The following is a 24809-nucleotide window of genomic DNA, read 5'->3' as shown; positions in this document are numbered from 1 at the left end:
GCCTATCCTAGTTCCATGCGCCTGAAATCAAACATATGGGTCTCAGCTTATCTGCGCCGGTGCCAGACCGAGGGCGTGTTCGGCGCCGTGCGCCGTCGCGGCGCCGAGGAGGCAGGCGCAGTGTTCGTGAAGGTGTCGCTGCTCGACGGCAATGCGATGCTTTACGTACCGGCGCCGCAGACTGTTTATGACGAGGGCCGGCCGATCGACCGCTTCTTCGTGCCACTTGCTCCGCAGCCGATGCCGGAGCCCGCGGTGGAGGAGCGCCTCACCAAGGAAATCCGTTTCGATCCGGACGCCTGGATCGTCGAGACCGAGGACCGCGCAGGGCGGCACTTCCTCGAATTGGCGAAGACCTAGCGGTCCGATCCGTCGGTGCCCGTCCGCACCGCAGGCGCGGAGCCGGGCTGCACGCCCGGCCGCGTCTGGCTTGCGCCCGCACGGGCGCGCTGGCGTTCGCTGTCATGCAGCGACGACTGGTATTTTGCGCGCGTGACCGCGAGCGTCGAGCCGCGCCAGGCCGCCAGCAGCACCAGCGCGGAGCGGTCGCCGAGACGGTCGTAGAGCCGCGACAGCCGGTAGACCATGTCCACGGACGTGCCGATCTCCGGCTTGAAGAACAGCAGGATGCGCTGGAAGTTGGAGCTCGGCATGTCGAGCGCGCGCGCGGCCACCGCGAGCGCTTCGCCGCCGGCATCGTCGACGATCTGGGCTGCCACGCGCGAGGGCAGGATCAGGCTGTCGCCGAGCTCGAGGGTGAAATTCTCGACATCGCCCGCGATCGCCGCCATCTCCAGGATCTGGATCGCGCGCTTGGCGCGCACGGTCGGGATGCGCGGCGCGGCCTTGAGCGGCGTCTGCGCCAGATTGTGCAGGATCATCGCGCGCTCGGACGCGCCGGCGCGGAAGAACATGTCATGGATCTCGGCCGCGTCTGTCGGTTGCATCGCCATGTTCGAGGCCATGCGCTGCTGGGCATCGGTCGGCGCGGGGACCGGGGCGGGCGGCGGGGGCGGTGCGGGAATTTCGCGGGCGAGCGGAACCCTGCGGCCTTCCTGAGCGGCCGAAAGGCCGAGCTTCTGCATGATCGGGGCAGGCGTCGAGGGATAGATCGCGAGCCGCGCCTTGACGGCGGCGCGCGTCGCATCGTCGACCTGGTCGATCAATCGTGTGGCGAGTTCGACGAATTGCCGCTGCTCGTCGTCGTTGTGGCTGCCGGCCTGGACATAGAGGTCGGTCAGCACGCGCAGCAGCGTCGGACGGATATCGACGCCCTCGCGACGGGAGAGGGACATCAGCCCGTCGAATCCGGGAAACAGCGACTTGGTCATGGAGAGATACGCGACCTGGGAAAGATACTCGCAGCGAGCCTATCGCAAGGTCCTTTAAAGCCTCGTTAAGGAAAACGAGGCGTGAAGTCGGACCGATAAGTTCAGGTGTTGTCGTGCCGCAACGGGACGCAGGGCCGCCCGTGAGGTTACGGTCCAAAAGGCGCGTTTACATCCCGTTAACCATGAACTGATCTTAATGACTGCATGTTGCACGACGCGTTTGGCCGCGGGGCAATTGATAGAGAGTTGATATGGGGACCATCATCGAATTTCCGGCCGGTCGCCGGGCAGGCTCGTCGGGGGATGCCACGCCGCGCACGGAAACGGGAACGATTCTGATCCTCCCGGTGATCCGCATCGAGCGCGAGAGCGACGAAACCAGCGGCGATCGCGGGCCGGAGCAGGGCACAGCGCCGGGGCGCCGTCGTCGTCGCCGCTAGCATCCGGCTTTTGCAATGCCGGATGCCATCCGCCAGATCCGGCCAGTCGTAACGGCCGTCCTGCTCGCACTCATCGGCGCGATGCTCGCCGGCTGCAGCGGCGGGGATTTCGGCCGCACCCGCGCCGACATGCGCAGCGACGACATGCATCGCTGGCTGGGCACGGAGGTCACCTCCAGCGTCGGTCTGAAGCCGTCGCAATTCCAGCTCACCGACGAAGAGCGCCAGCTTCGCGATCTCGCTTATCCCCTGATCGAGCCGCCACTGTCGCGGCCGGCCTGGAAGAGCGTTTTCGGCGACTACAAGGCCTTGCCGTCGCCGTGGCGGCAGAAGATCGTGTTCGACCGCACCATGTACGGACGCACGCTGATCGACGAGCCGCACCGCTCGCATTCCTCGCGCTATGCGCAGCTGATCGAGGACGTGCGCAACGACACCGCCCGCTTCGAGCCGTTCTTCGCTAGCGCGATTCGCGTCATCGACCTCGACAAGAAGCGCAATGCCAGCATGACGCGCGTCTCCGGGCTCTCGCCGCAGGAGAAGGAGGATGCGGTCGCGCGCATGCAGGAAAACTCGCTGATTATCCAGTGGGTGCAGCAATGCCTCGAGCAGCGCGTCTCGTCCTATCGTTGGGCGCTGGAGCGTCTGGTGATCCAGGCGCCCGACGGCATGGCCGCCGATGCCGACCGCCTGATCGGCGAGCTCGCAGCCCAGACCGCCAACCCGCCGGTCGCGGCGCAGCCGCCCTACGGCCGCGCGGTCATCTCGAAGGGCTGACCGCGCAAAGCCCGCCGTCTGTCGGGCAGGGCCATCTCACCCGCGACCAATAGGTGCGATCAGCCTGTGCCTGCCTACCGGTGCGATCCTTGGGACCTCATGCCCGGCGCCGCCAGCCCTATTGAGCGCCTCCGGGAACCACATTGATTGCGCTTGTCCTTCCGGGCCATATGGATAGGATCAGTTGCATAGGATCATTTCGTTTCTTCAAGTCATTTTACCAAAGGTCCTTCAAGATGAGCTTAGACGCAGCGCGTCCGTTTAAGAGCCGTCTGGACGTCACCCCGCGCCACCTGCTGGCACTTGCCATTCTGCTTGGATCGGTCGGCTCCGCAGCCGCGCTGACCAAGGAAGCGGCGCTCGAGAACTGCCGCATGACGGTCGGCAAGCCGATCGTGCATGCGTGCATGCAGGCGCAGGGAGGCCGCAAGGCCGGTGCCGATATCGAGGGCTGCCGTGCCAAGGCCTCGCCGCAAGTCAGGGCCTGTGTGATGGCGGCGCTCAACGCCGCCAACGGCCGGGCCAATGTCGCGGTCGACGTTCCAAAGGAGGCCGCGCCGAAGCTGGCTTCGGGCACGGCCTTGCCTAAGGATTTCGTCGCCCCGCCGCGCACCATTTCCGACATCACGGCTATTCTCGACGGTGAGAAGCCTGAGGAGAAGATGATTGCGGAACTGAAGGCGGACGCCGACGCGGCGCCGACAGGGAAGGAGTCCCGAGCGGAGCTTGCGCAGTTCTACTTCGATCGCGGCAATGCGCGCTCGCAGCTTGGCCGACTCGCCGAATCCGTCGCCGACGCCAACAAGGCCGTGGAAGTGGGACGCGGAGTCGTCAGCCCGCTCTTGCTGGGACGAATGATGCAGCTCCAGTCGCTGTCATATTCGCTCGCAGGCGATCCGAAGCGCGCGCTCGAGGTCATCCAGAGGCTGTTGCGCGAGTCGGCCAGCGCGCCGGGCGCGAAAGGAATGCAGTTCAACGCAAACCGCGCGATTGCGTCTTATCTCGTCCAGATGGGCGACATCGCGCAGGCCGAAGCCTATCTGCGCCGCAGCCTGACCGCAATCCAGGAAGCGCGCACCAGCGGACTGCCGGGCTGGCGCGCCTCGTATGCCAGGTTCGGTCAAAGCTGGGAGGGCGAAATCGAGATTTCCCGCGGCCTGGTCTTCGAGGCGCGGGGACAGTTCGCCGAAGCCGAGGCCGCCTATCGCACCGCGGAGCTGCGCAAGCGCGCCAGCAACAAGGCAACATTGGACTCGGACAGCCCTCCGGCTGAGACCCTTCTGCTGCAAGCCGTCGACATGACCATCCTGAATCAGGCGCGCATGAAGGCAAGGCAGGGACGGCTGGCCGAGGCGGAGGTCGACGCCCGCCGCGCGCTGCTGTCGCGCTTGAAGAACACAGGCAAGTACAATCCGGTGACGCCGCGTTTCGTGATGGGGCTTGCCAGCATCCTGGTCGATCAGGGCCGCTACGATGAGGCCGAGCAGCTCGGCCGTGTCGCGCTGGAGATCAACAAGACAGTGGGCGTGCCGGAAGATTCCTATTCGAGGGTGCAATTGCGCTCGCAACTGGCCGGCATTCTGACGCTGCAGCGCAAGAACGCCGAGGCCAACGAGATGTTCGCGACGATCGACAAGTCGATCGCCAATTGGGATCCGCAGCGTCGCCAGGTGTTCGAGCTCAATCCGTCGCGCATTCTCTCGCTCTACGCCTCCGGCCAGCTCGACGCCGGGATTGCCGCGGCCGAGCTATTGGTGAAGAAGCAGGTCGGACGCGTCGGCGAAAATCATTTCGACGCCGCCTCGGCGCGTGGCACGCTGGCGATCGGCCTGATGCGCGCGCGGCGCGATGCCGACGCCATCAGGGAATTCAAGGCCGCCATTCCGGTCATGATGGCCAGCGCCAACGAGAACGCCGACGACGAGAGCACGACCGTGGTGGCCGCGCGCAGCCAGCGTCTGCAGACAATCGTCGAGAGCTATCTGGTGCTGCTCGCCAGGGCCGAAGGAACCGGCAAGGAGATCGGCGAAGAGACGTTCAGCCTCGCCGACGCCGTCCGCGGTCGCTCGGTGCAGCAGGCGCTGGCGGCCTCGAGTGCGCGTGCGGCGGCAAAGGATCCTGCGCTCGCCAATCTCGTGCGCAAGGAGCAGGATCTGACCAAGCAGGTCAACGCCCAGCTCGGCACGCTCAATAATGTGCTGGCGCTTCCCTCGACCGAGCGCGACGAGAAGGGCGTACAGCAGATCCAGGCGTCGATCGCGGCGCTGCGCGGCGAGCGCGACAAAGCGCGCCAGGAGATCAAGCAGAAGTTTCCGACTTACGCCGACCTCGTCTCGCCCAAGCCGCCCAGCGTTGCCGAAATCCGCGCGACGCTCGCCGACAACGAAGCCATGCTGTCCTTCTATTTCGGCCAGAACGGCAGCTTCGTCTGGGCCGTGCCGAAGTCGGGGGCGGTAGCATTCGCCGCCGTCCAGGCGAAGATCGGCGATATCGAGACCAAGATTCGCAAGCTGCGTGAAGCGCTCGAGCCGCAGGCGGCGATGATCTCGGACATTCCGCCGTTCGATCTCAAGCTCGGCTACGAGCTGTACGAGCTGCTGCTGAAGCCGGTCGAGGGCGGGTGGAAGTCGGCCAAAAATCTGATCGTGGTGACCAACGGCGCGCTCGGCCTGTTGCCGCTCTCCCTGTTGCCGACGGCGTCGGCCGAGGTCGTCGCCGACGAGGATCCGCTGTTCATCGGTTACCGCAGGGTGCCGTGGCTGGCGCGGACCCATGCGGTATCGACAGTGCCGTCGGCCGCGGCCTTGCGCACGCTGCGCCAGCTCCCGCCGGGCAAGCCCGGACGCGGCGAGCTCGTGGCGTTCGGCGATCCCTATTTCAATGGCGATCAGCAGGCCGAAGCGGAAGGCGCACAAGACAAGATTCAGGTTGCCGATGCCGGCGGCAACGTGACGCGCGGCGTGCCGCTGAAGCGGCGCAACAGCCCCAAGCTGGAAGGAGTCGACAGCGCGGAGCTCGGTCTCCTCCCCCGGCTTCCCGACACCGCGGACGAGTTGAAGTCGATCGCGCTGGCGCTCCAGGCCGATCCCTCGAAGGTGCTGTTCCTCGGCAAGAGCGCGTCCGAGAGCGCCGTCAAGTCGATGAATCTTTCCGGCTTCCGCATTGTGGCCTTTGCCACCCACGGTCTCGTCCCCGGAGAGCTCAATGGATTGACCCAGCCGGCCCTCGCCTTGTCGTCCCCGGCAGTAACGGGCGAGGGCGGCGACGGACTCCTGACCATGGAGGAGATTCTCGGCCTCAAGCTCGATGCGGACTGGGTCATCCTGTCGGCCTGCAACACCGGGGCTGGCGCCGGTGCCGGCGCCGAGGCCGCATCCGGGCTCGGCCGCGCGTTCTTCTACGCCGGAACGCGCGCCCTGCTGGTGACGAACTGGTCGGTGCATTCACAGTCGGCGCGGCAACTGGTGACCGACCTGTTCAAGCGGCAGGCCGACGATCCGAAGCTGTCGCGCAGCGAAGCCCTGCGCCAGGCCGCAATGGCGCTCGTCGATGGTCCCGGCTATCTCAATAGCGATGGCAAGACCGAGTTTGCCTATGCGCATCCGCTGTTCTGGGCGCCATACACGATCATCGGCGATGGCGGTTTGCGTTGACGAACAGGTGAGGGGAAGGGTGCACGGAAATGAAGCCGAATGTCTTGCTGTGCCTCGTGACTGCAGGTTTGTTGTTCTCGGGCCCCTCGCGCGCGACGCAATTGATCACGGAAGAGGAAGCGAAACTGCCGCCTCCGAAGGGAGCGGTCGCTGTCGATCAGCGCGGCATCATGCGCGGTCCCAAAGTTGAGTTCGTCTCGCCGGGCGGCTCGGCGAGTTCGCCTCTACGGCTGGTATTGAAATTTCAGTCGTATGGCGGGGCAAAGATTGATCCGGACTCGGTCAAGGTGATCTTCCTCCGCACGCCGAATGTCGACCTGACCTCTCGGGTCCGGCCTTTCGTGCAGGCCGACGGCATCAACATGCAGGATGCGGAACTGCCGCCGGGCGAATACACGGTGCGCGTCGATATCAAGGACAGCGATGGCCGGCCCGGCACGACCATCTTTACCCTGAAGGTCGCACCCAAGTGACGTGCCCTTACTGCCGGTCCGGGAACGCGGAGGGTGCACTGGTTTGCGCTTCCTGCGGGCGCGACATTGCCGTTCCCGCCACGCTGATTGCGGAGCGGGACGATCTCCTGCGCAAGCGCGATGAACTGCGCGATGAGCTGAAGCGCGCCAGAGACGAGGTCGAGGCCTTCATGAAGCGGAGGCATGCGCGCTAGCGATGGAATGTCCATTCTGCGCCGAGACCATCAAGGACGAAGCCATCGCGTGCAAGCACTGTTCGCGCGACCTTCGCGTGGTACGGCCGACACTGCTCGAGATCGAAGAGATCGTCGCCGATCTGGACAAGCTCAGGCGGGATCTCGACCGGGTCAATGTCCGGCTCGAACGGTACAAGAACCCGCTGCGCTATTTCGGAACGCATGCGCTGCTCTACGTCGTCATTCCAGCGGTGCTGCTGACCGCGGCGCATGTCCTCGTGACCATCATTTTCAACCTGTCTCCGATCCCGCTTCGAATCGCATCGATTATCGTCCCGCTGCTGTTCGGTTTCGTCGCCTATCCCCTGCACAGGGTCTCGGCGATCGGAGCATTCCTGCTGGCGTTCCTGGGTGGAAGCGCCAGTATCCTGGCGATGCTGACGGTGACCGGCATCCACGATCATGTTCCTATCCTGCCGACGATCTGGATCGAATGGCGGGAAGTTTTCGAGTACGGCGCCAGCATCCTGCTCGCCTTCGTCTCGGGAAACATTTTGAGCGTCGTGATTTTCCAGGTCCTGCCGCGCGTGCTGACCCGGGGCGGAAAACCGAACGCGTTCGCCTTCCGCGTGGCGCGCCTGCTGGGACAGCATGTCGGTGAGGAACAACTGCGCCGCCGTGCCCGATTGATCCAGGACCTCATGCAGACGGTTGGGCCGTTGGTCGGCGTTGCTGCGACGGCCGTCGGCTCTATTTACGCCGGTTTGAAGGGCTTGCTCGGATAGCTGCCGGGACTCGCTCAGCGCCGGCGCTTGGTTCGACCGGGCTTGCGCCGCCCCGTCTGGAGCTTCGCAACAAGATCCTTCAGCGCATTCGCCAGCGGCACTGATGCTGGATAGGCAAGGCCGACCTCGCGCTTGACCCTGACTTCGATCTCGCGCACCGCGACGTCGGGATTGCCGCGGGCCACGCCCTCGGGGACGATGGCGATACCGACCCCGGCGGCGACCAGCGCCATGGCCCAGTCTTCCGATTGCGCGATCGCCGCGCTCTGCCTTCGTTGTGAAGTGCGGCCGAAGAATTCGCTTTGCTCGCAATGACAGCGGTCGATCAGCGGAGCATCGGCGAGGTCGGCGGCGCGAAGCCTCTCCTTCAGCGTCAGCGGATGCGACGGTGGCAGGGCCGCGACATAGCGCTCGCTCCAGAGCGCGACGAAGTGCTCGTCGGGGCGCAGCATGCTCTTCGAAATGATCCGCGCATCGGCGCGCTCGTCGCTGCCGACGAGACGGAGCGCGATGTCCGCGCGCGCCGTCAGCGGCTTGAGCAGCGCGATCGTTCGGGGCACGTCGAGCGTGCGCATCAGGCCCAGCGTCAGCGTGGTCTTCGTGCTCGGTTTCCGAAACAGGCTGCGCGCGGCGTCGGTCTCGTCGATGATGCGGCGGGCAAGCGTATGGAACTGCTCGGCCGAGGCTGTCGGCGCCACGCCCTTCTTGTGCCGGATGAACAGGATGGTGCCGAGTTCAGCCTCCAGATTGGCGATTGCCGTCGAAATCGACGGCTGCGACACGAAGCAGGCGCGCGCAGCGGCGGTCAGATTGCGTTCGCGGTAGACGGCGGCGAAGTAGCGGAGCTCGCGAATGTCCATAGGTTCATCCTAGAGATAATATCAATATTCGATATTCTACCTATGGATTGAACGACGACAAGAACGCCCTGCTCGCAACAGGCAGGGAAGCTCCATGAAAATCCACCATCTCAACACCGGCACGATGTGCCCCGGCGGCGTGCCCGACTTTCCCCACGCCGCGATCCACGTCCATCGCGCCGAATACGACATGGCGGTGCTGCGCAAGCCCGCGCCGCCGGAAGGGCGCTATGTTACCGGGCAGTGGAGCCATGGACCGAGCTGGAAGTTCTATGGCGAAGCCGGCGAGGACTGGTTCGGCTTCAAAGGCGTGCGCGCGCTCGGCGACAAGGAGGCGGACATCCTGATGATCCCGCTCGCCGGCCATACGCTCGGTCACTGCGGCATCGCGGTGCGATCAGGCGACAAATGGCTGCTGCATGCCGGCGACAGCTATTTCCATCACGGCCAGCTTGATCCATCGCCGCGCATGCCGCTGGTGCTCGGCCATTTCCAGCGCAAGGGCGACATGGACCGGGGCCGGCGGCTCGCCAACCAGGCGCGGTTGCGCGCGCTGAAGCTCGAGCGCGGCGACCGCGTCACGATCTTCAACAGCCATGATCCCGTGGATTACGAGCGCTGCCGGTGCGGCGCGCATTGAGACTGAAACCGAATCCCATCGAGCGTTTTGCCCGCAGGATTGGCTCCGGTGATTCCGGTTGAATGTGGCGCGGGACCGGACAGGATGGGCAGAGGACGATGCGAAGCTATCGCCCTTCGACCACCTCGCCGTCCTCCTTCACGAACCGGCCGACGGGATTGTCGAGGAGATCGACGACGGCTTCGGAGGGCCGGCACAATCGCACGCCCTTTGGCGTCACCACGATCGGACGGTTGATGAGGATGGGATGAGCGAGCATCTGATCGAGCAATTCGTCGTCCGTCCATTTCGGGTCGTCCAGGCCGAGCTCCTTGTAAGGCGTCCCCTTCTCCCGCAGCAGCGCGCGGACCGGGGTGCCCGCCGCTGCGATCAGTTGCTTGAGCGTTTGGCGCGAGGGCGGCGTCTTCAGATACTCGATGACGACGGGTTCGACGCCGCTCTGCCGGATCATCGCCAGCGTGTTGCGCGAGGTGCCGCAGTCCTGATTGTGATAGATCGTGACGCTCATCGAATTGTCTCCGTGATGGGTATGGGACCGCGCACCTGCGGTCGGCCGAGCAGCCAGTTCATCAACAGCATGCCGGCGAGCGCGCCACAAAGCTCCGCGATGATGAAGCCCGGCAGATCGGTGGGGCGAATACCCGCAAAGGTGTTCGTTAGGGATCTCGCGATCGCCACCGCCGAGTGCTTCGGCCGCAAGGCGCCGCGAGAGATCGAACTGGTCAGGCACGGCTTCGCTCTTTTCGTTTTGGGAAGCAGCAGGATTGCAGGCTTTCGACCACGGGATCGCAAACCTCCGGCCGTGCGCCGCAGCAATCGCGCAGCAGGAAAACCGCGACGTCGCGAAATTCGGCGAGATTGGCCCGGTAGATGATCGAGCGGCTGTGCCGCTCGGACGTTACGAGGCGCGCGCGTGTCAGGATCGCCAAATGCGCCGAGAGCGTATTCTGGGGCACTTCCAGGAGGCGGGCGAGATCGCCGGCCGCAAGGCCGTCAGGCTCGTGTCTCACCAGCGTCCGGAATCCCTCCAGACGGGTCGGCTGCGACAGCGCGGCGAGCGCAACCACGGCCTCTTCGGTTTCCATATATCCAGACTTATGGAATTAAGAGGGAGCGTCAATCCGGAATCGAACCAGCGTGGAGGCATCAATATTTCGAATATTCTAGAAGTAACGTTTGACAGTCGGCATGAAGCGGCGCAGCGTGCGGTCATGAAGATCGACGACGCAGCAGCACGTTTGGAAGCCTTGGGGAACCGGACGCGGCTCCAGATTTATCAGGCATTGGTCCGGGCAGGGCGCTCGGGCATGCCCGTCGGCCGCCTGCAGGACAAACTGAAAATCCCGGCGTCGACGCTGTCGCATCACATCAAGACGTTGGTCGCGGTCGGACTCGTCAGTCAGGTCCGTGAATCGACGACCCTGATCTGCCACGCGAACTTTGACGCGATGCGGGGCCTAGTCGACTTCCTGGCGTCAGAGTGCTGTGTCGAAGAGATCGGATGCAAGAATGCTCAAACGGCAGCCTGATTTTCTCGGCCCAATTCTTCGATTATTCTAGAAAGATGGGATAAGAAAAATGAATAAGACGATAGCCATCATCGGGGCGGGGCCGGTCGGCTTGGCAGCCGCCGCGCACGTGCTCGAACGCGGCATGTCGCCCATCGTGATCGAGGCCGGCCCCGAAGCCGGGCACGCGGTCCGTCAGTGGCAGCATGTCCAGCTGTTCTCGCCATGGGAATACAACATCGACAAGGCGGCGGCGCGCCTGCTCGCGCCGACCGGATGGAATTCGCCGGAGCCTCAGTCCTATCCGACTGGCGGTGAACTGATCGAGCGCTACCTCCAGCCGCTCGCGACGCGAACGCCGCTGCGGAAAACGATCCGGACCTCCAGCCGTGTCACGGCCATCAGCCGCGTTGGCTTCGACAAGGCGAAGACCAAGGAGCGGGAGCAGGCGCCGTTCGAAATCCGCTATCAGAACGGCAAGGGCGCCGAAACCTTGCGCGCTGATGCCGTCATCGACGCATCCGGCACGTGGTTCTCTCCAAATCCTGCCGGCGGCAACGGCTTGCCTGCGATCGGTGAGCGAGAGCGCGCTGACCGCATCGCCTATGGCATGCCGGATGTGCGAGGTGCCGATCGTGCCAGATATGCCGGGAAGACCGTGGCTGTGCTCGGGGCCGGCCATTCCGCCGTGGGAACGCTGATCGATCTCGTGCGGCTTGCGGGCGAGGTGCCCGGCACGCGGCCCGTCTGGCTGTTGCGCGGCACTGATCCCGCAAAAGCCTTTGGCGGCGGCAGCAATGACAAGCTTGCCGCGCGCGGCGAATTGGGCACCGCCTTCGCCGCGCTCGTGGCCGCCGGGAAAATCAGCGTCGAGACCGGATTCGGTGTCACTCACGTCTCGCAGGCCGAAGGTCGCCTCGAGATTTCCGCAGGCGCATGCTGCGGTGCGCGCAGCGTGGTCGCAGATGAGTTGATCGTTGCGACCGGTTTCCGTCCTGATCTTTCGTTCCTGTCCGAACTGCGGCTTCGGCTTGATCCGGCCATCGAGGCGCCGGTCGCGCTGGCGCCGTTGATCGACCCCAATGAACATAGTTGCGGAACGGTCCGCCCGCATGGCGCTCGCGAGCTCGCGCACGATGAGCCGGGCTTCTATCTTGCCGGCATGAAATCCTACGGTCGTGCTCCGACCTTCCTGATGGTGACGGGATACGAGCAGGTCCGTTCGATCGCCGCTAACATTGCGGGCGACAAGAAGGCCGCGGCACGGGTCGAGCTGGTGCTGCCGGAGACCGGCGTCTGCACGCGCGGCGGCGTGGAGTCAGGGGCCGGATGCTGCGGCGGCCCGGCGAAGCAGGAGCCGTCAGCCTGCTGCGCCGCGGATGAATCGGCCAGGAAGGCAGGCAACGCCGGGTGCGGTTGCTCGTGACCCAAGTCCCCGCGGGCTCGGCATGATCTCGCTTCCGTCCAGGGCGACAGATGCCCTCGCGCCGCTCGCACTCGGAGCGCATCGGTCACGAATGCTTGAGCGGGATCAAGGAATGTTTTCGTCGCCGGAATATGGTATTGAGGCAGCGCTTCGGTCCGAAAGGTAAGTCAATATCGATGCGGTTCGTCCGTACCATCCTGGCACTCGCAATCGCCATATCCCTGGCGATGCTGCCGGTTGCCGCGTCGGCTGCGGACCTTGCCATGTCGCCGGATGACATGCAGACGGCCATGCAGCAGACGGCCATGCAAATGGGTGGCGACGCCGATATGTCGATGGACGATTGTTGTCCGGACATGAAGGGAACGAGCTCCCATACCGGCACCTACAAGTGCGGGATGGGCTTCTGCTGCGTCGGCGGGATCATCGCGCTTGGCGACGTGCGGTCCGTCGCTTTCGGGTATTTCGCGATAGCGGCGAGCAGGCTGGCCATTCCCGCCGATCAGGTCGTCTCCTTCCGCGGCGGCAGTCCTCCCTTCCGACCTCCTCGCACCTGATCTCGCAAGCCTGAGACGCGAGCGGCATGCCTGCTCGCGACGACGACTGACGCGCGCGCCCCCGGGGCGCCGCGGCTGAGATCAATCTATGAGGACAGGACAATGCTTTCCAAAGTCAGCACCGCGGCTCTCGCCGCCACCCTTTCGCTTGCCGCGTCGGCCGCCATCGCGGGCGCCGGCGACTACACCTTCGAGCCCGTCAATCCGCAGATGAAGAAGGGCGGCGACGTCATGCTCGCCGTTCGCTTGACCAACAAGCAGACCGGCAAGCCGGTGCCGGACGCGGTCATCTTCAAGACCCGCGTCGACATGGCTCCGGACGGGATGGCCGAGATGGAGTCGGCGGTTGCCCCGCTGCCGTCGAAGGAGCCGGGCGTGTACGCTTTCAAGACGGACCTGCCGATGGCCGGCCGCTACCAGATGACGCTATCTGCGAAGGTGCAGGGCGAACCGGAGACGGTCACCGGCAAGGTGATCGTCACGGCGACCAAGTGAGCGTTCGGGCGCCGCCCGGCGGCGCTCGATATTTTCCTTTTCCATTCATTCGGACGCGCTCTCCGGGTCCGCGGATACACGCCATGAAAATGCTGCGTCTTCTGACGGCTCTTGCGCTGGGCGGCGGCCTGGTCCTGGGCGCCTCCTCGTATTCGAAGGGCCCGCGCCAGCCCGCGCTGGCCGGGTTCGCCCCGGCTGCGGCAGCCGCGGACCGAACTCCGCTCTATTATCGCGATCCGACCGGCGCGCCGCTCTGGTCCGCGGGTCCGAAGAAGGACGAGCGCGGGCGGGACTATCTGCCGGTCTTCGACGACGATGGAGCGGCCGCCGGGCCGGCGACGCCGAAGAGGCAGGCGGCTTCCTCGCGAAAAATTCTCTACTACCGCAATCCCATGGGGCTGCCGGACACCTCGCCCGCGCCGAAGAAGGACGCCATGGGGATGGACTATGTTCCGGTCTACGAAGGCGATGACACCGACGACGGCACGGTGAAGCTTTCGCCCGGCAAGATCCAGCGCACCGGCGTGAAGTCGGAGCCGGTCGGCAGGCGCGCGATCCGCGTCGCCGTCAAGGCGCCCGGCACGATCCAGCTGGACGAGCGCCGCGTGTCGGTGATCGCGATGCGCGCCGAAAGCTTCGTGCAGAAGGTCGCCGACGTGACCACCGGCACGCGCGTGAAGGCCGGCCAGCCTCTGATGGAGATCTACAGCTCGGCGGTCGTTTCCGCGGCGGCGGAATATCTCGCCACGATCAGCTCCAAAACGGTCGGCGGTCTCGAGATCTACGGCCGGGGTTCGCGGCAGCGCCTGGTCAATCTCGACGTGCCGGAGCCGGTCATCGCGGAGATGGAGAGGACGCGGACCGCGCTCGTCACCATACGCTGGTCGGCGCCGCGCGACGGTGTCGTGCTCGAACGCAACGCGATCGAAGGCATGCGCGCCAATCCCGGCGATGTGCTGTTCCGCATCGCGGACACCTCGGTCGTCTGGGCTCTGGCCGACGTGGCCGAGCGTGATCTCGGGAATATCGCCATCGGTCAGTCCGTCGCAGTCCGTGCGCGCAGCTTCCCCGGCCGAACCTTCGCGGGACAGATCGCCGTCATCTATCCGCAGGTGAACCGCGACACCCGAACCGTTCGTGTCCGGATCGAGCTTGCCAATCCGGACGCGATATTGTTGCCGGACATGTACGTCGATGCCGACATCGACACGGCCGATTCTAGCCCGGTCCTGGTGGTGCCCGACAGCTCCGTGCTCGACACCGGCAGCCGGCAGGCCGTCCTCGTCGACAGGGGAGAAGGGCGCTTCGAGCCGAGGGAGGTGAAGCTCGGGCGCCGCGGCGGCGGCTATATCGAGGTGCGGGACGGACTTACGGACGGTGAGGCGGTGGTCACCTCCGCCAACTTCCTGATCGATGCGGAAAGCAACCTGAAGGCGGCGCTGAAGGGCTTCGCCGAGGGGGCGCCCCGAGCCGCCGAGGCCGGCTCCGGTACGCCGACCGGAGATCACAGATGATTGCTCGCATCATCGCCTGGTCGGCGCGCAATTTGCTGCTGGTGCTGTTCGGCACCGGCTTTGCCGCTGCTGCCGGCCTCTATGCGCTGGTCCACCTTCCGCTTGATGCCATCCCCGACCTTTCGGACACGCAGGTCATCGTCTACACCGAGTATTCCGGCCAGGCCCCGCAGGTGATCGAGGATCAAGTCACCTATCCGCTGACGACGGCCATGCTGACCGTGCCGAAATCGAAGGTCGTGCGCGGCTTCTCGTTCTTTGGAGTGTCGTTCGTCTATGTCATCTTCGAGGACGGCACCGACATCTATTGGGCGCGCTCGCGCGTCATGGAGTTTCTCAACGGCGCGGCCTCGCGGCTTCCCGCCGGCGTCACGCCGACCATCGGACCCGACGCAACCGGCGTCGGCTGGGTCTATCAATACGCGGTGATGTCCAGGGAATTGAGCCTGGCGGACACACGCACGATCCAGGACTGGAATCTGAAGTTCGCGTTGGCCAAGGCCGAAGGCGTCGCCGAGGTCGCCAGCATCGGCGGCTTCGTCAAGCAGTACAACGTGGTCCTTGACCCGCAGCGGATGCGCGACCGCGGCATCAGCATGCAGAAGATCCGGGAGGCCATCCGCGCCAGCAACGCCGACGTCGGCGGCCGCACCGTCGAGCTCTCCGAGTTCGAATACGTCATCCGCGGCAAGGGTTACATCAAGAGCATCAACGATCTCGGCAACATCGTGCTGAAGACCAGCAACGGCACGCCGGTGCTGCTGCGGGACGTTGCCAATGTCGAGCTCGGCCCGGACGAGCGACGCGGAATCGCCGAATTGAACGGGGAGGGCGAGGTTGCGAGCGGAATCGTGCTGCAGCGCTTTGGCGTCAATGCGCTCGACGTGATCGCAAGCGTCAAGAAGCGCTTCGACGAAATCGCGAGCAGCCTGCCGAAATCGGTCGAGATAGTCCCGGTCTACGATCGTTCCAACCTGATCTACGCGGCGATCGACACGCTCAAGGATACCTTGTTCGAGGAGAGCATTGTCGTCGCATTGGTCTGCATCGTGTTCCTGCTGCACGTCCGTAGCGCGCTGGTGGCGATTCTCATGTTGCCGGTGGGCGTACTGATGGCATTTGGTGCCATGAAGCTGCTGGGGCTGGGCTCCAACATCATGAGCCTCGGGGGCATCGCCATCGCGATCGGCGCGATGGTGGATGCCGCGATCGTCATGATCGAGAACGCGCATAAACATCTCCAACGCGCCAAGCCCGGTCAATCGCGCGTGCAGATCCTGATCCACGCCGCATCCGAGGTCGGGCCTGCGCTGTTCTTCAGCTTGCTGATCATCACCGTATCGTTCATGCCGATCTTCACGCTGGAATCGCAGGAGGGAAGGCTGTTCAGCCCCCTGGCGTTCACGAAGACGTTTTCGATGGCCGCAGCGGCGCTTCTTTCGGTGACACTTGTGCCGGCGCTGATGGTGATCTTCGTCCGCGGCCGCATCGTCCCGGAGAGCAGGAACGTCATCAACCGTTTCCTGATCTGGATCTACCGACCGGTGATCAAGGGCGTGCTGCGCGCCAAGACGCTGGTGATCCTGGCCTGCCTCGCAATCCTCGCCGTCACGATTTGGCCCGCACGCCAGCTCGGCACGGAGTTCATGCCGACCTTGAACGAGGGCACGCTTCTCTACATGCCGACGACGCTGCCCGGCATCTCGGTCACCAAGGCCGCCGAACTCATGCAGACACAGGACCGGATCATCAAGTCCTTTCCCGAGGTCGCCTCGGTCTACGGCAAGGCCGGGCGGGCGGCGACCGCGACCGACCCGGCGCCGACCGAGATGTTCGAGACGGTCGTCAATTTGAAGCCGAAGGCGCAGTGGCGCCCCGGCGTCACCATCGACGGCCTCATCGCGGAGATGGACAAGGCGCTGCAGTTTCCGGGCGTCTCCAACGCCTGGACCATGCCGATCAAGGCACGCATCGACATGCTGTCGACCGGCATCCGCACGCCGGTCGGCGTCAAGGTCATGGGCACGGAGCTCGTCGAGATCGACCGGTTGGCAAAGCAGATCGAACGCGTGATCAAGGCCGTGGCCGGCACCTCGTCGGCCTATGCCGAACGGGGCATCGGCGGTTACTATCTCGAGATCGTCCCGGATCGCGAGGCGCTCGCCCGCTACGGCATCCTGATCCAGGATGTCCAGGACACCATTGCGGCCGCCCTCGGTGGTCAGACGGTCACCACGACCGTGGAAGGCCGCCAGCGCTTCACGGTGAACATGCGCTACCCGCGCGATCTCCGCGACAATCCCAGCGCCATCGCCAACGACATCCTGGTGCCGATGCCGGCGGGCGGCGCCGTGCCCCTCGGCGAAGTGGCCAGGATCGAGCCTGCGCGCGGACCAACGTCGATCCGGACGGAGAACGGCCAGCTCGCGACTTACATCTATGTCGATATCCGGGATCGCGACATCGGAAGCTACGTCACCGATGCGCAACGCGCCGTGACGGAGAGCATTCAGTTTCCGACCGGCTACTACGTCGTCTGGAGCGGCCAGTACGAATATTTGCAGCGCGCGGCTGCCCGCCTGAGGATCGTTGTGCCGGCGACGCTGCTCATCATCTTCCTGCTGCTGTACCTCAATTTCAGGTCGGTGACGGACACGATGATCGTCATGCTGTCGCTGCCGTTCGCGCTGGTCGGCGGCCTCTGGCTGATGTGGTGGCTCGGATTCAACCTGTCTGTCGCGGTGGCCGTCGGCTTCATCGCGCTTGCCGGCGTCGCCGCCGAGACCGGCGTCGTGATGCTGATCTACCTCAACCAGGCGCTTGCGGAGATCAGGGCGCGCCGCGCCGCCGAGGGTTGGACATTGAGCCGGACCGACCTCCGCGAGGCCATCATGGAGGGTGCTGTCGAGCGCGTCCGGCCGAAGATGATGACCGTGGTTGCCATCATGGCGGGACTGCTGCCGATCATGTGGAGCAACGGTGCCGGCTCCGAGATCATGCAGCGGATCGCGGTGCCGATGATCGGCGGCATGATCTCGTCGACCCTGCTCACGCTGATCGTGATCCCGGCGATCTTCGGCCTGGTCAAAGGCTTCCGGTTGCCTCCTGTGGGCAAACCACGATTGCCGGCGAGGTCGAAGGCGGTCGTCACGAAATTGCGAATCCCGGAGCCTGCCAAATGAGGTGAGCCAATGATGCACGACATGATGCAGGGAATGATGGGCTACATGGGCCTTACGGCCGCCCTGATCGTCATCGTTCTGGTGTTGGGGGCGGCAGCGTTGATCAAATACCCGTTCTTCTCAGGCCGAGGAGATTGATCATGCATCGCATTCTACTTGTGGCGCTCGCTGCTGTCCTCGTCTCCCCACCGGCTCGCGCGCAGCAGGACAGCGTGGCTCGCGGGGAGCAGGATTTTCGGGCCTGTGCAGCATGTCACTCGCTTGAGCCCGACCGCAACATGACGGGGCCAAGTCTTGCAAACCTCTGGAGAAGGAAGGCCGGAAGCTTGCCGAGTTTCGACCGCTACTCCGACGCGCTGAAAGCTTCGGGGATCATTTGGGATGACCGCTCGCTGGACGCCTGGTTGACCGATCCGGCGCGCATGGTGCCGGACAATGCCATGCCGTTCGAGGGTATCAAAAATGCTCGCACGCGCGCCGATTTGCTCGCCTTCCTGAAGGAGGCAACCAAGCCAGGCGCAGCGCCAGGGCAAACGGCCCAAGGCATGGGCGGCATGATGGGCGGAATGATGGGAGGTGGGCTCGTTCCGAACCTGAAGAGCCTTCAGCCTTCCGAGCGGGTGACGAGCATTGCCCACTGCCGGGACACGTATCGCGTTACCACGGCCGACGGCAAGACGCGCGCGTTTTGGGAACGCAATCTCCGGATCAAGACGGACACCAGCAAGGACGGCCCGGAGAGCGGGACACCGGCTATCGTCCCGGCGGGAATGATGGGCGATCGCGCCGACGTGATCTTCGCTGCCCCCGAGGAGATCAGCAGAATGATTGAACCCCGATGCTGACCGCTCAGCCGCTACCGTCTCGCCGTACATCTTCGCGGTGGCTTGCTGTCGAGCTCAGCACGCGTGTCTTGCCCTGATGGATCGGATCGAGCCAGACGAACGCGCCGTCGACCGCGAGCAACTGCTGCACAGCGCTTGGACCGAGGCCTCACGGGGAGTCTGCTTTGTCCCCACGTGAGGGACCTCAATGAGGCCACCCACAAGTTTCAAGATGGTGGCGGCGCGGTTCCGTTCGGACAGTGAACTCTTCGTGACGCTCGAGCAGTGACGGTTGACAGCTCCGCGCTCGGGGCTTTCTATCTGGGTACGGGGAAGTGCGATCTCCTCGCGAGGCGACATGCCCAAGAATCGCGTCCTGATCACCAAGGGCGCAGCATGTCATCATACATCTCGATTTCATCCCACAGATTGTCTCGCCTTATCGGCACGCCGGCGGCGCCGATGCTCATCGGCGTGCGCATCGATGCCGGCGTCCTGCTGCGCCTCGTAGAGGGGCAAGTTCGCGAAACGGGGTTCACCTGGGGCAGGGATACGACCAGGAGAACGAAGATGCGAACGAACATGCGAACGCGGACAATCTTTCACACGGTCCTGCTTCTGGCGCTCGCGGGCGGGCCGTCGCGTGCACAGGCGCTGACTCAAGAGGAACTGGCCGCCAGGATCCAGGCGGCCGGCTACTCGCAGGTCAGCGACATCAAGTCGACTGCCGAGGGCACGACCGCCAAGGCCGTGAAGAACGGCAAGAACGTGCGGCTGGTCGTCGACAGCAGCGGCCAGATCAAAGAGCAGAAGTGAGACCCTGACGGCTGGACAGCCCGGAACTCAAGCTCAAGGGAGCAGATCCATGCGAAAGACAATCTCGGTGCTGATCGGCATCGGCGCCTGCTTATTCGCGACCGCTCACGCGCAAGATGCCGATTGGCAGAAGGTCGACGAGACACTGGGCCGAAAGGCGGCCGTCACGGGCGATGTCCATCGCTACGGCTTTCCGCGCACCGACCTGACGGTGACGCGTGACGGCGTGACCATCAAGCCGGCGCTCGCGCTTGGCGGCTGGGTCGCGTTCAAGCCCGCGCATGGCGGCGTCATGGCGATGGGCGACCTGGTGCTGCTGGAGCCGGAAATCAACCCGGTGATGCTGAAGATGATCGGGAGCGGGCTCGAGATCACCGCCGTCCACAATCATCTGCTCGGCGCCAGCCCGGCGACGTTCTACATGCATGTTGCCGGGCACGGCGATCCGATCAAGATCGCGACGGCGATCCGGGACGCGCTTGCCGAGAGCAAGACGCCGCTGTCTGCAGTTCCTGCAGCGGCCCCTCCGCCTGCCGTCGATCTCGACACCGCGCAACTCGATCGGATCATCGGCGTCAAGGGGCAGGCCAACGGCGGCGTCTATCAGTTCAACGTTCCCCGCCGCGATCCGGTGACCGAAGAAGGGATGCAGTTGAGCCCCGTCGGTCCGCTGGGCGTCGCAACCGCCATCAACTTTCAACCGACCGGCGGCGGCAAGGCGGCCATCACCGGCGATTTCGTAATGACCAGCGGCGAGGTGAACCCCGTGATCAAGGTGCTGCGGACGCACGGCATCGAGGTGACGGCGCTGCACAGCCACATGCTGGATGAACAGCCGCGCCTCTTCTTCATGCACTTCTGGGCCAACGACGACGCAATCAAGCTTGCCACCGGCCTGCGTGCGGCGCTCGACAAGACGGCGAGTACGAAAGGCTGACGCGGATGCCGTCCTGCTGACAGGACTCTGTCAGCAGGGCGCCGCCGTGCGGTCCATGAGCACGACCTTGCCTCAAGAAAGGGTCTGCTTCGGGTCAGAAGCGGTCCTCAGTGGGCGTCGCGGTGACGACTCCGCTACGGACCCCAAGCGGAAAGCTGTAGCCCCGCTTCTTTGCGAAACAACCCGAGACGATCAGGGGGCGGCAACTGCAACCGTTTCTTCGATTATCTTCGGCTGTCCACCTTCGCTAGTAAGGATGGATGAGTAATAACCGTGAAAAGAACGATCACCTACCTTGGCCTGCCATGTTCCCGCGTTGAAAACTAAGGTGCCCTCGGGACGAGAGATGGTTCTTTGAACCGAATAATCATGCAGTCCGAGCTTGAGGGCGTCGCTGAAACTCCGGCGAATGGCGTCCCGCCCCTGGAAGATGCCGCTGGGCGTTACCCGCACAGCGTTTTCTGCAAATGTCGCGGCCATAGCATCCAGATCGCCGCGATTGTAAGCTTCTGAAAAATGCTTGTGCATCTTGTCCATGGCAGCATCACTGAGCGTGTCTCCCGCAATCGAGTTGCGCGGAATGGCAAGCACCAAGCAAACAAGAATGGTCGCTAACTTCGGTGCCATGTTCCCTCCATTTCCTAACTGTTGTCGATTGATAACGCTCTCTGTTACGCCAGAGTATGGAAAGCAGCGAGGTGTGACAAAAACGGAGGCAAGAGGGCTGAAAGCAACATACCCAGGAACCTCCGGAAACAGTCGATGGCGCATTTTCCTCGGTTGGATTTTCCAGCTAGGGAGTTCGCTTGCGCGCCAGTGGCGTCGCGATCTCGCGCGTACATTCAACGAAGAGGCGCTGCGCCGGATTGGGCGTTCGGCCCTTGATCGTAATGATTCCGATCGGCCACATCCGAGCTGGCATTTCGACGGGCAGAACCTTCAGTGACAGCCGTTTGGCGCTGAAATGCAGCATGCTGGCCGGAAGGAAGCTCAGGAAGCGCTCCGATGTAAGCAAGGCCGTCTGCATCAGGATCGAGTACACGGTCACACTCGCGCGTGGCACTTCGAGGCCCGAAGCATGAAATGCCGCCGCAATCCAGCCGCCCGGAAAGCTCTCGCGGGGCGGCAGGCACCAACGCTCGTTGATCAGTTCAGCGAGGCGGATTTTACGCCGCCGCGCCCATAAATTATTCAGGCCGGCGACGACAACGCCGCTTTCATGCAGCAGCACCTCCACATCAGTATCGGCGGCTGGTGTCGGAGTGGGCACACGTCCGATCATGAGGTCGATGTCGTGGTTGCGCAGGTGGCGGTCCAGCAACTCCGGCGGCTCGCCCTCGATAATACGAACCGCGAGGCGTGGATATTGCTGGGAAAGCCGGTTGATAATGGTCGGCAGGAGACCCGCCATCACCGGTTCCGTACTGCCGATGCGCAATTCACCCATCGTGGGATCAGCCAGCGATTGCAGCTCGACCACACTGCTGCGCAAATCGTTGCAGAGAGCAATGCTGCGCTTGAGCAGAGCCTTGCCGTAGAGGGTGGGCTCGATGCCGGCGCGACTGCGCTCAAGCAGCTGAAGGCCGAGGGTCTGCTCCAGGCTTGCGATCATCTTGGAGATAACAGGCTGTGAAATGGCGAGATGCTCGGCCGCCTTGGCCATGCTGCCGTATTCCACGACGGCGATGAAGACATTCAGCTGCCGCAGCTTGATCCGCCGACTGATCTGGGACGCGTCGAGCATGCCGTCCCTTTCCGAAATGGAATAGAACGATCGAAAAACAGAACTTTTCTTATATAGGCGCACCGGACAAGCTGCAATTGACTTTGACCTCCACCGCCAAGCTTTGGAGCAGGCTCATGTCGAACAATGATCTGCCGCGTCGGACGTTTCTGCTGGGAAGCCTCGCAGGATTATTGTTACCCGGCCGCGCCGCCGCGCAACCTTATCCCTCGAAGGTAATTCGAATTGTGGTCCCAACCGGTGCCGGCACACCGCCTGACATCATCAGCCGTTTGGTCGCCGACGAACTTGCCATCAATGAAGGCTGGCGGCTCATCGTGGAAGATCGCCCGGGCGCATTGCAGACCATCGCCATGAACGACGTGGGCGGCCATGAGGCGGACGGATATACGCTGCTGACCATGAGCCTCCCGATGACGGTCACTCCGTCCCTGCTTCCCAAAGCGGAGATACGGCCTGACGTCGATTTTGATCCGGTCGTCAAGATATCGAGGTCCTATACCGTCCTGGTTACGACGCCCTCCCTGCAGGTGAATTCGCTCGCCGAGCTGGTCGCGTTGCTCAAGAATAAGCCGGGAAAGCTCAATTTCTCCTCGGCAGGATTCGGAACGCCCTCACACCTGATCGGCGAGATGTTCGCCCTCCAGGCTGGGGTGTGCGTCACGCACGTGCCTTATCAGCAGTTTCCTCAGGCGATCGGCGATCTGATCAGCGGCAACGTTCAATATATGTTTGTCACCACGCTTCCGGTCATTGACCTCATCTCCACTGGCAAGTTGCACGCTCTGGCCGTGACGGCCCCCACCCGGATCGCTGCCCTTAAGAATGTTCCATCGGTGGTCGAGGAAGGTTTTCCGGGTCTCGTCACCGCCGACTGGATCGGCTTTGCGGCCAAGCATGGGACGCCTGCGGAGATCACGTCGAAGCTCAACAAAGCCATCAACAGGGTTCTCGCTGAACCGAAAATCCAGATTTCGCTGGAAAAGATCGGAGCCGTACCGGTGGGCGGCACGGCCGCCGAATTCGGCGATGGAATTCGGACTGATGTTGCCCATTGGGCCAAGATCATCAAGGACGCGGATATTAAGCTGCCCCAATGAATCATCAATGGTCCAAAGCCCGGACGGGGCCCGCTGAAGCTCGAGCATTTGCGATCACGCCGCCGCAGATCGTCGGCCCGTTCTATCCCATCACGGAGTGCCCCGATTTAGCCTCCGATCTTGCGCGCCCAAGCGGCAGCACCGCCGAGGCACAGGGCCAGCTCATCTATGTCAGTGGTCGCGTGCTCGCCAGTTCGGGGGCCCCGGTGCCGCAAGCGCGTATCGATATCTGGCAGGCCAACGCTGCGGGCAAATATCGGCACCCGAGTGACACCAACCGGGCGCCGCTCGATCCCAATTTCAAAGGCTTTGCGCGCCTCACGACGGATACGTCGGGCCGCTACAGTTTTCGTACCATCAAGCCCGGTGCCTATCCGACGCCAGAAGGTGACATCAGGCCGCCGCACATTCACATGTCGGTTGAGGGCCGGTTCGATCGTCTGGTAACCCAGCTCTATTTCGCAGGCGAAGCCGAAAATCTGACAGACCGTTGGCTCAATGCGGCCCCGCATCCGGAACGGCTGATCATCACCTTGCAGGAGCCGGCTTCGCGTCTTGAAGGCTGCGCACTCGCGGCGCATTTCGACATTATTCTGGCCAGCGGATGACCCGATCAATTCCTTACGTGACTAGGTGATCGTCGCGCCGAGCACCGATCTTTTCACCGGTAGGCTGAGCGGACTTGCCGAAGTCGGCTGTGGGTCACAAGCGGTCCTCGACCGGATGCGCACTGCAGGTCGCTATGGGCCAAGCTCAGACTTCGGTGACGTGCGTAGCTCGCCTTTCCAAAGGTCTTCGATCACCAGTTTCGCTCTTCATCGCCCCGCCCCTATGCCGAGCGGCGCTCGCGCGCAGTCCGTCGCCTTTTCCCGCGACGCCCCGTGCGATCATCGATACGGAAGTTGGGCCGGGGTGGGAACTCCCTCGCCAGCGGTCGATCTATGAGATCATCAAGCGTGCGCTCCGGAACGGCTGCCGTCGGACGCTCCAAGGCGACCAGGAAGGTTCTGCCCGCCTCCGTGATACGCCACGCGCCTGGCTCTCGCGTGACCAGCTTCTGGACGAAAATGTTGATGGTTGATGGTGCCCGCTCTGCCAGAGCCTTCATCCGCTGCGACCACTCCGGGCCGCTCGAATAGTAGACGGCCAGATACTGCTTGACGGCATCGAGGCTGGCTCGACCGTCGGGCTGGCCATCCAAAATCTTGAGGATCGACACTGCCAAACTCACAGCACACCTGCCCCAACGCAACAAACTTAAAGTATCATACTGACTTACGCCGCATCCGAGAGCTGTCCAGAATGATCTTAGCCAAGGCTCACTTCCCGCTGCGACCTCAGCCGCGCCGGGTGGTTTTTTTCATCTGAATCAAAAGGGGCCGCCTTTCGGCGACCCCTGCCGGCCGCAATCTTGTTCGGGATGAAATACCAGCCCCGGCATCCACATCATACGGGGCCGAGCTTGATGCGCTATCTCGGAGAACTACTGAGTGTAGTGCTGACCTATTTTGAAGCCGCCAGCGTAAGTTTATTTCGGATTATGACGATTTTGGCGGCGGACGCGTTTAGGC

General features: G+C 63.7%; 26 protein-coding genes and 1 pseudogene. 19 read left to right on the top strand and 8 right to left on the bottom strand.

Annotated features, from left to right (window positions below):
- Positions 1–15: 15 nt before the first annotated feature.
- Positions 16–360: a DUF1491 family protein gene (locus IVA80_RS02870; protein WP_247425493.1), complete on the top strand. Its 345-nt coding sequence runs from the start codon at positions 16–18 to the stop codon at positions 358–360.
- Here the strand turns inward: IVA80_RS02870 and IVA80_RS02865 are convergent.
- Positions 357–1331, bottom strand: coding sequence for a DUF2336 domain-containing protein (locus tag IVA80_RS02865; protein ID WP_247425445.1), 975 nt, complete (start codon positions 1329–1331; stop codon positions 357–359). The two genes, IVA80_RS02870 and IVA80_RS02865, sit on opposite strands and share 4 nt — an antisense overlap.
- Before the next feature lie 251 nt (positions 1332–1582).
- On the opposite strand from IVA80_RS02865, the gene IVA80_RS02860 reads away from it, so the two are divergent.
- From IVA80_RS02860 to IVA80_RS02840, 5 genes are all read left to right on the top strand, one after another.
- Positions 1583–1771, top strand: a complete 189-nt coding sequence (locus IVA80_RS02860) for a hypothetical protein (protein ID WP_247425443.1) — start codon at positions 1583–1585, stop codon at positions 1769–1771.
- A 15-nt stretch (positions 1772–1786) separates the two neighbouring features.
- The gene (locus tag IVA80_RS02855) at positions 1787–2548 is read left to right on the top strand and encodes a hypothetical protein (RefSeq protein ID WP_247425434.1); all 762 of its coding nucleotides are present in this window, start codon (positions 1787–1789) and stop codon (positions 2546–2548) included.
- A gap of 236 nt (positions 2549–2784) precedes the next feature.
- Positions 2785–6201 (top strand): CHAT domain-containing tetratricopeptide repeat protein, encoded by a 3417-nt coding sequence (locus tag IVA80_RS02850; protein WP_247425433.1) that lies wholly within the window; start codon positions 2785–2787, stop codon positions 6199–6201.
- Between the two features lie 29 nt (positions 6202–6230).
- Positions 6231–6674, top strand: coding sequence for a hypothetical protein (locus tag IVA80_RS02845; RefSeq protein WP_247425431.1), 444 nt, complete (start codon positions 6231–6233; stop codon positions 6672–6674).
- 196 nt (positions 6675–6870) lie between these two features.
- The gene (locus IVA80_RS02840; protein WP_247425429.1) at positions 6871–7635 is read left to right on the top strand and encodes a hypothetical protein; all 765 of its coding nucleotides are present in this window, start codon (positions 6871–6873) and stop codon (positions 7633–7635) included.
- 14 nt (positions 7636–7649) lie between these two features.
- On the opposite strand, the gene IVA80_RS02835 is transcribed toward IVA80_RS02840, so the two are convergent.
- Complete coding sequence (locus tag IVA80_RS02835; RefSeq protein WP_247425427.1) at positions 7650–8495, bottom strand: LysR family transcriptional regulator; 846 nt, start codon at positions 8493–8495, stop codon at positions 7650–7652.
- A 94-nt stretch (positions 8496–8589) separates the two neighbouring features.
- Between IVA80_RS02835 and IVA80_RS02830 the strand changes: the two genes are divergently transcribed.
- Positions 8590–9135: a hypothetical protein gene (locus IVA80_RS02830; RefSeq protein WP_247425425.1), complete on the top strand. Its 546-nt coding sequence runs from the start codon at positions 8590–8592 to the stop codon at positions 9133–9135.
- Between the two features lie 106 nt (positions 9136–9241).
- On the opposite strand, the gene arsC is transcribed toward IVA80_RS02830, so the two are convergent.
- From arsC to IVA80_RS02815, 3 genes and pseudogenes are all read right to left on the bottom strand, one after another.
- The gene (gene arsC, locus IVA80_RS02825) at positions 9242–9643 is read right to left on the bottom strand and encodes an arsenate reductase (glutaredoxin) (protein ID WP_247425423.1); all 402 of its coding nucleotides are present in this window, start codon (positions 9641–9643) and stop codon (positions 9242–9244) included.
- A pseudogene (locus IVA80_RS02820) lies at positions 9640–9816 on the bottom strand (aquaporin family protein); the annotation flags it as partial. The gene arsC and the pseudogene IVA80_RS02820, both read right to left, overlap by 4 nt.
- Before the next feature lie 41 nt (positions 9817–9857).
- On the bottom strand, positions 9858–10220 hold the full coding sequence (locus IVA80_RS02815; RefSeq protein ID WP_247425421.1) for a metalloregulator ArsR/SmtB family transcription factor: 363 nt from the start codon (positions 10218–10220) through the stop codon (positions 9858–9860).
- A 126-nt stretch (positions 10221–10346) separates the two neighbouring features.
- On the opposite strand from IVA80_RS02815, the gene IVA80_RS02810 reads away from it, so the two are divergent.
- From IVA80_RS02810 to IVA80_RS02770, 10 genes are all read left to right on the top strand, one after another.
- Entirely contained in the window at positions 10347–10664 is a 318-nt protein-coding gene (locus tag IVA80_RS02810; protein ID WP_247425419.1) for a helix-turn-helix domain-containing protein, read from the top strand.
- Positions 10665–10713: 49 nt separating this feature from the next.
- Positions 10714–12069, top strand: a complete 1356-nt coding sequence (locus IVA80_RS02805) for an NAD(P)-binding domain-containing protein (protein ID WP_247425417.1) — start codon at positions 10714–10716, stop codon at positions 12067–12069.
- Between the two features lie 176 nt (positions 12070–12245).
- Positions 12246–12626, top strand: coding sequence for a hypothetical protein (locus tag IVA80_RS02800; protein ID WP_247425491.1), 381 nt, complete (start codon positions 12246–12248; stop codon positions 12624–12626).
- 102 nt (positions 12627–12728) lie between these two features.
- Positions 12729–13121 (top strand): FixH family protein, encoded by a 393-nt coding sequence (locus IVA80_RS02795; RefSeq protein ID WP_247425415.1) that lies wholly within the window; start codon positions 12729–12731, stop codon positions 13119–13121.
- A gap of 83 nt (positions 13122–13204) precedes the next feature.
- Positions 13205–14635 (top strand): efflux RND transporter periplasmic adaptor subunit, encoded by a 1431-nt coding sequence (locus IVA80_RS02790; protein ID WP_247425413.1) that lies wholly within the window; start codon positions 13205–13207, stop codon positions 14633–14635.
- Positions 14632–17817, top strand: a complete 3186-nt coding sequence (locus tag IVA80_RS02785; RefSeq protein WP_247425412.1) for a CusA/CzcA family heavy metal efflux RND transporter — start codon at positions 14632–14634, stop codon at positions 17815–17817. Before IVA80_RS02790 ends, IVA80_RS02785 begins: the two co-directional genes overlap by 4 nt.
- Before the next feature lie 9 nt (positions 17818–17826).
- The gene (locus IVA80_RS38295; protein ID WP_256467337.1) at positions 17827–17955 is read left to right on the top strand and encodes a hypothetical protein; all 129 of its coding nucleotides are present in this window, start codon (positions 17827–17829) and stop codon (positions 17953–17955) included.
- Positions 17956–17957: 2 nt separating this feature from the next.
- Positions 17958–18662: a cytochrome c family protein gene (locus tag IVA80_RS02780; RefSeq protein WP_247425410.1), complete on the top strand. Its 705-nt coding sequence runs from the start codon at positions 17958–17960 to the stop codon at positions 18660–18662.
- A 561-nt stretch (positions 18663–19223) separates the two neighbouring features.
- Positions 19224–19457: a hypothetical protein gene (locus IVA80_RS02775; RefSeq protein WP_247425489.1), complete on the top strand. Its 234-nt coding sequence runs from the start codon at positions 19224–19226 to the stop codon at positions 19455–19457.
- Between the two features lie 49 nt (positions 19458–19506).
- Positions 19507–20394, top strand: coding sequence for a DUF1259 domain-containing protein (locus IVA80_RS02770; protein ID WP_247425409.1), 888 nt, complete (start codon positions 19507–19509; stop codon positions 20392–20394).
- A 192-nt stretch (positions 20395–20586) separates the two neighbouring features.
- Here IVA80_RS02770 and IVA80_RS02765 read toward each other — a convergent pair whose 3' ends face one another.
- The gene (locus IVA80_RS02765) at positions 20587–21021 is read right to left on the bottom strand and encodes a nuclear transport factor 2 family protein (RefSeq protein WP_247425407.1); all 435 of its coding nucleotides are present in this window, start codon (positions 21019–21021) and stop codon (positions 20587–20589) included.
- A gap of 166 nt (positions 21022–21187) precedes the next feature.
- Positions 21188–22138 carry a LysR family transcriptional regulator gene (locus IVA80_RS02760; protein WP_247425406.1) on the bottom strand — a complete coding sequence of 317 codons (951 nt, stop codon included), beginning with the start codon at positions 22136–22138 and terminating at the stop codon, positions 21188–21190.
- A 116-nt stretch (positions 22139–22254) separates the two neighbouring features.
- Between IVA80_RS02760 and IVA80_RS02755 the strand changes: the two genes are divergently transcribed.
- Both IVA80_RS02755 and IVA80_RS02750 read left to right on the top strand, forming a co-directional pair.
- Complete coding sequence (locus IVA80_RS02755) at positions 22255–23238, top strand: tripartite tricarboxylate transporter substrate-binding protein (protein WP_247425404.1); 984 nt, start codon at positions 22255–22257, stop codon at positions 23236–23238.
- Entirely contained in the window at positions 23235–23846 is a 612-nt protein-coding gene (locus tag IVA80_RS02750; RefSeq protein ID WP_247425402.1) for a protocatechuate 3,4-dioxygenase, read from the top strand. The genes IVA80_RS02755 and IVA80_RS02750 overlap by 4 nt, the downstream gene beginning before the upstream one ends.
- A gap of 221 nt (positions 23847–24067) precedes the next feature.
- Here IVA80_RS02750 and IVA80_RS02745 read toward each other — a convergent pair whose 3' ends face one another.
- Positions 24068–24457 carry a hypothetical protein gene (locus tag IVA80_RS02745; RefSeq protein ID WP_247425400.1) on the bottom strand — a complete coding sequence of 130 codons (390 nt, stop codon included), beginning with the start codon at positions 24455–24457 and terminating at the stop codon, positions 24068–24070.
- Positions 24458–24809: the final 352 nt, after the last annotated feature.

The sequence above is a fragment of the Bradyrhizobium sp. 139 genome (genome assembly GCF_023074175.1).
Lineage (GTDB): Bacteria > Pseudomonadota > Alphaproteobacteria > Rhizobiales > Xanthobacteraceae > Bradyrhizobium.
The sequence above is the reverse complement of the archived record's forward strand: the minus strand, read 5'-3'. Positions and strand labels throughout refer to the sequence as shown.

Excerpts from the sequence above, each read along its gene's own strand:
- IVA80_RS02835 (WP_247425427.1), bottom strand. The coding sequence starts at position 8,495 with ATGGACATTCGCGAGCTCCGCTACTTCGCCGCCGTCTACCGCGAACGC.
- IVA80_RS02860 (WP_247425443.1), top strand. The coding sequence starts at position 1,583 with ATGGGGACCATCATCGAATTTCCGGCCGGTCGCCGGGCAGGCTCGTCG.
- IVA80_RS02805 (WP_247425417.1), top strand. The coding sequence starts at position 10,714 with ATGAATAAGACGATAGCCATCATCGGGGCGGGGCCGGTCGGCTTGGCA.
- IVA80_RS02810 (WP_247425419.1), top strand. The coding sequence starts at position 10,347 with ATGAAGATCGACGACGCAGCAGCACGTTTGGAAGCCTTGGGGAACCGG.
- IVA80_RS02770 (WP_247425409.1), top strand. The coding sequence starts at position 19,507 with ATGCGAAAGACAATCTCGGTGCTGATCGGCATCGGCGCCTGCTTATTC.
- IVA80_RS02790 (WP_247425413.1), top strand. The coding sequence starts at position 13,205 with ATGAAAATGCTGCGTCTTCTGACGGCTCTTGCGCTGGGCGGCGGCCTG.
- IVA80_RS02775 (WP_247425489.1), top strand. The coding sequence starts at position 19,224 with ATGCGAACGCGGACAATCTTTCACACGGTCCTGCTTCTGGCGCTCGCG.
- IVA80_RS02830 (WP_247425425.1), top strand. The coding sequence starts at position 8,590 with ATGAAAATCCACCATCTCAACACCGGCACGATGTGCCCCGGCGGCGTG.
- IVA80_RS02785 (WP_247425412.1), top strand. The coding sequence starts at position 14,632 with ATGATTGCTCGCATCATCGCCTGGTCGGCGCGCAATTTGCTGCTGGTG.
- IVA80_RS02755 (WP_247425404.1), top strand. The coding sequence starts at position 22,255 with ATGTCGAACAATGATCTGCCGCGTCGGACGTTTCTGCTGGGAAGCCTC.
- arsC (WP_247425423.1), bottom strand. The coding sequence starts at position 9,643 with ATGAGCGTCACGATCTATCACAATCAGGACTGCGGCACCTCGCGCAAC.
- IVA80_RS02750 (WP_247425402.1), top strand. The coding sequence starts at position 23,235 with ATGAATCATCAATGGTCCAAAGCCCGGACGGGGCCCGCTGAAGCTCGA.
- IVA80_RS02855 (WP_247425434.1), top strand. The coding sequence starts at position 1,787 with ATGCCGGATGCCATCCGCCAGATCCGGCCAGTCGTAACGGCCGTCCTG.
- IVA80_RS02845 (WP_247425431.1), top strand. The coding sequence starts at position 6,231 with ATGAAGCCGAATGTCTTGCTGTGCCTCGTGACTGCAGGTTTGTTGTTC.
- IVA80_RS02780 (WP_247425410.1), top strand. The coding sequence starts at position 17,958 with ATGCATCGCATTCTACTTGTGGCGCTCGCTGCTGTCCTCGTCTCCCCA.
- IVA80_RS02815 (WP_247425421.1), bottom strand. The coding sequence starts at position 10,220 with ATGGAAACCGAAGAGGCCGTGGTTGCGCTCGCCGCGCTGTCGCAGCCG.
- IVA80_RS02795 (WP_247425415.1), top strand. The coding sequence starts at position 12,729 with ATGCTTTCCAAAGTCAGCACCGCGGCTCTCGCCGCCACCCTTTCGCTT.
- IVA80_RS02800 (WP_247425491.1), top strand. The coding sequence starts at position 12,246 with ATGCGGTTCGTCCGTACCATCCTGGCACTCGCAATCGCCATATCCCTG.
- IVA80_RS02760 (WP_247425406.1), bottom strand. The coding sequence starts at position 22,138 with ATGCTCGACGCGTCCCAGATCAGTCGGCGGATCAAGCTGCGGCAGCTG.
- IVA80_RS02865 (WP_247425445.1), bottom strand. The coding sequence starts at position 1,331 with ATGACCAAGTCGCTGTTTCCCGGATTCGACGGGCTGATGTCCCTCTCC.
- IVA80_RS02840 (WP_247425429.1), top strand. The coding sequence starts at position 6,871 with ATGGAATGTCCATTCTGCGCCGAGACCATCAAGGACGAAGCCATCGCG.
- IVA80_RS02850 (WP_247425433.1), top strand. The coding sequence starts at position 2,785 with ATGAGCTTAGACGCAGCGCGTCCGTTTAAGAGCCGTCTGGACGTCACC.
- IVA80_RS02870 (WP_247425493.1), top strand. The coding sequence starts at position 16 with ATGCGCCTGAAATCAAACATATGGGTCTCAGCTTATCTGCGCCGGTGC.
- IVA80_RS38295 (WP_256467337.1), top strand. The coding sequence starts at position 17,827 with ATGATGCACGACATGATGCAGGGAATGATGGGCTACATGGGCCTTACG.
- IVA80_RS02765 (WP_247425407.1), bottom strand. The coding sequence starts at position 21,021 with ATGGCACCGAAGTTAGCGACCATTCTTGTTTGCTTGGTGCTTGCCATT.